This is a genomic window from Peribacillus sp., assembly GCF_059453735.1.
Genome location: NZ_JAZVJO010000511.1, coordinates 1 through 3190 on the forward strand (window position 1 = coordinate 1; position 3190 = coordinate 3190).

The 3190-nt window shown below is 37.0% G+C and carries 5 protein-coding genes and 1 pseudogene; 2 read left to right on the forward strand and 4 right to left on the reverse strand.

Annotated elements, in window-relative coordinates; translation table 11 throughout:
* Window positions 1–19: 19 nt before the first annotated feature.
* The 4 genes from AC52RT_RS16905 to AC52RT_RS16920 form a co-directional block, all read right to left on the reverse strand.
* Window positions 20–187, reverse strand: coding sequence for a YjcZ family sporulation protein (locus AC52RT_RS16905; RefSeq protein WP_495541825.1), 168 nt, complete (start codon window positions 185–187; stop codon window positions 20–22).
* A 163-nt stretch (window positions 188–350) separates the two neighbouring features.
* A complete protein-coding gene (locus AC52RT_RS16910; RefSeq protein WP_495541826.1) occupies window positions 351–506 on the reverse strand; it encodes a hypothetical protein in 156 nt (51 codons plus the stop codon).
* 68 nt (window positions 507–574) lie between these two features.
* The gene (locus AC52RT_RS16915; RefSeq protein WP_495541827.1) at window positions 575–937 is read right to left on the reverse strand and encodes a DUF1360 domain-containing protein; all 363 of its coding nucleotides are present in this window, start codon (window positions 935–937) and stop codon (window positions 575–577) included.
* A gap of 29 nt (window positions 938–966) precedes the next feature.
* Window positions 967–1593, reverse strand: a complete 627-nt coding sequence (locus AC52RT_RS16920; protein ID WP_495541828.1) for a hypothetical protein — start codon at window positions 1591–1593, stop codon at window positions 967–969.
* 176 nt (window positions 1594–1769) lie between these two features.
* Between AC52RT_RS16920 and AC52RT_RS16925 the strand changes: the two genes are divergently transcribed.
* Both AC52RT_RS16925 and AC52RT_RS16930 read left to right on the forward strand, forming a co-directional pair.
* Window positions 1770–2900, forward strand: coding sequence for a GerAB/ArcD/ProY family transporter (locus tag AC52RT_RS16925; protein WP_495541829.1), 1131 nt, complete (start codon window positions 1770–1772; stop codon window positions 2898–2900).
* A pseudogene (locus AC52RT_RS16930) lies at window positions 2860–3190 on the forward strand (hypothetical protein); the annotation flags it as partial. The gene AC52RT_RS16925 and the pseudogene AC52RT_RS16930, both read left to right, overlap by 41 nt.

Consider the following 3190-nt stretch of genomic DNA (forward strand, 5'->3'; position numbering starts at 1 on the left):
CGCCTATTCCATTGAGTACTTAGCAGAATGAAGCGCCGACAACAACTAACAAAATAAATAATACGACGATTAATACAAACCCACTGCCATAGCCACCGCTGCTGTATCCTCCACCGCCGTAGCTATTGCTATATCCGCCGCCATATCCACCGCCGCAAGAGTTGTTTCCTCCACATAATCCAAACATATTTTTCACCTCGCTTTAAGCTTAGCTCACTGTTAAGATATGAAATTTTTGTCGTTATGTGCAGGCTATGTCCTACTCGATGCAGCCTATTTCCTCTGCTCTTATCCCTTTGCTTACTTAAATAAAAAAAAGCCGGACTCTAAATGAGTCTAGCTTCTAATCACTACCTTTTATATCCACCTTTATTGCACCCACAGTCCTTTTTTACTTTTGGGATTCTCTTAACTGGTCTCTGATATGCATAACTAGGCTGTTGTTGCTGTTGAAATGGCTGTTGATACGGTTGTTGATACGGCTGCTGATTAATGTTCCTATCCATTATCTACACTCCTTTTATATGGAATATATGATTAGAGTATGTTTATTGCTCCTTTCTTGCTTGATACACTAGCCTATGAGATGTAACACGATTGTTTCAATAAGGGATCCTATTGCAGCAATCGCCAGAATAATAATAAAGAATTCTCCTATTGGGAGCTCTAACGTATATACATAACCTATAAATAGACTGACCCAAATACCTGTACACCAATAACAGCTCAAGAGCTGCCCAATCCAGCCTTTAAGTCCTTTCTCTTTCGGAATTAAATAAATTTCTTTCTCTCCAGCTTCATTCGTTTCTTCTATTTCATTAAAAAACGGGGCACGTAAGAATGAGGTAATCTTATCGAAGACGATAATTCGAGTGAGTCTAAAAGACGCTAGTCCGAGCATGGTAATTACCGTCCAACTGATTTCTTTCAGTAACATCCTCTACGATCCGCCCCTTTCATCTGTATTTAAAGTACTTTAAAATCAGAAAGATCGATTATTTGTACATTTTGAATTGTCGTGCCTGTTTTTATTTGTACAGATTCCCCTTTTTTTCCCAAAAGCTGAAATCGGACAATACGTCCATTGATTTTCGCTTCACAAAGAGGAGTTACGCCTTTCTCTGTTTTACGTAAAAGATCCTTCACTGCTTTTCTTACTTCTTTTCTTTGAACCTCTTCCGCAGACTTTGGTTCAAGCTTTTTAATTTCATGAACGCCGCCTCCATTTGCGACTGGGATATTTTCTTTTATAATCGACGTTCCTTCCGGTGAGTAATGATCCGTTATTTGTTTAATAGAATCAATCTCGGCATGAATTTCATCCATAGCTTTATAAACCCCAAAGTCATGCTTCATCTGCTCAAGCTGCTGTTCTTTCCTCTTTTTCTCTTCCCTATCTTCACTTTCGACCTTCACTTCATGTTCAGGAACTATCTCGGTTGCCTCCACTTGCTCTACTTCTGTTTTATTATCTATCTTAGTTTTTTTGCTTCTAAATTCCTTCTGCATATTTACTGTTTCTGGCTCTAAAATGTCCGGTTGAACAATATAAAGAAGCGGCTTTGAGCTTAATTTCTTTTCCTTTTCTGACATGCTGCGCCCCTCCTCGCCCACATTATTTTCATGCATCCCTATGTGTCATTTATATTTTTCATTCTCGTTTTTATGACTACCCTGTTTCCCTTCAATTCCTCTAATGAAAAATATTGAAATAAATTTCCCTTTATTAGAAAAAGATAATAATAAGTAACTATATAGGGAGCTGTCTAATGAATAACCAGCCTAAAGTTTCACTCTTACAAATATCACTCCTGATTATTACAGCGATTGGTTTGAAGAATCATGTTACTGTTATCCCGCATTTATTAGGTGCTGCTAAAAGGGATAGCTGGTTGTCTGTCGGAATCGCTCTTGGTTTTATTCTGTGTTGGTGTTTTTTACTTTCCTATATCCATAGAAAAACCATCAATCAAAATATCTTTCAATTTGTTGAACAACATACAGGCAAAGTATTTGGCCGGACCTTTTCCATAATTGTTAGTTTGGTATTTGTGTTACTCGCTGCAGTCACTCTTAAAGAGTTTATTTCATGGACAAAAGTATCTTATCTACCGATTACCCCAATATTTTTCAGTGTAATATTATTTACCATTCTTTGTTTTTTACTGTCGATAACCAATATACAAACCATCGTTATTCTAAATACATTTGTCCTGACAGCAGTCGTTGTTTTCGGTTTTTTTGTGGCCTTCGCCAATATCCAATACAAAGACCACACACTTTTAAAACCGATTTTAGAGCATGGATTTAAACCAGTAATTTCAGGGACTATTTACCCTTTATCCGGACTAATAGAAATTATTGCTCTTCTTTTCATCCAACAAAAAGTACATGGAAAAATGACCATTAAACTTTTCCTGATTAATAGTGTTATCTTAGCTGGGCTCATCATAGGACCTTTGATTGGATCCCTGACTGAGTTTGGACCTTATGAGGCAGCACGTCAAAAATACCCTGCCTTTGAACAATGGGGACTTGTTTCATTAGGAAGATTTATTGAGCATCTTGACTTTCTGTCCATCTACCAGTGGATTACTGGAGCCTTTATTAGGATTTCATTTTTTTTATTTCTCTCAGCCGAAACCTTTACATTTAAAAACAATAAGAAAAAAATAATCCTACTAGCAGGCTTTTCACTTTTTTTGATCATTTCTAACCTTATTCCAATGAGCGATATCATCTTTTATTCATTTATCCGTTCATTTCTAATGCCTTTTACGTTTTGGTTTTTCCTTGCCATCTCCATTATTCTAGGCATCATTGCCGCTTTAGCTAACAAGAAAAGCAGGAGGAGTCAATATGTTCAAGAGAACAAAAAAGAGACCTACAATTCCAAGTAATAAACCAAGTATGGCTTTAGAATTTTCTCCTAATGAAGGCTACCTTAGAGAGTTATTTGCTGATTCAGCGGATGTATTTTTCGACTCCTTTACCTTCCGAACAGCACATCCAATAAACGTTACCATTACCGCTTGTGAAGGACTTGTTGATACAGAGTCCTTAAATCGGCTCGTTTTTGAACGATTAGATGCTTTTTTTGAAAATTATCCAGACCAATTGCCGTCACCAGACACTATTTTGCATTCTCTTCACTTGCCCATTATGAAAGAAGTTCATAACGAGGAGGATC

Coding starts and splice junctions, on each gene's coding strand:
- AC52RT_RS16915 (WP_495541827.1), bottom strand. CDS start 937: ATGTTACTGAAAGAAATCAGTTGGACGGTAATTACCATGCTCGGACTA.
- AC52RT_RS16925 (WP_495541829.1), top strand. CDS start 1,770: ATGAATAACCAGCCTAAAGTTTCACTCTTACAAATATCACTCCTGATT.
- AC52RT_RS16920 (WP_495541828.1), bottom strand. CDS start 1,593: ATGTCAGAAAAGGAAAAGAAATTAAGCTCAAAGCCGCTTCTTTATATT.
- AC52RT_RS16905 (WP_495541825.1), bottom strand. CDS start 187: ATGTTTGGATTATGTGGAGGAAACAACTCTTGCGGCGGTGGATATGGC.
- AC52RT_RS16910 (WP_495541826.1), bottom strand. CDS start 506: ATGGATAGGAACATTAATCAGCAGCCGTATCAACAACCGTATCAACAG.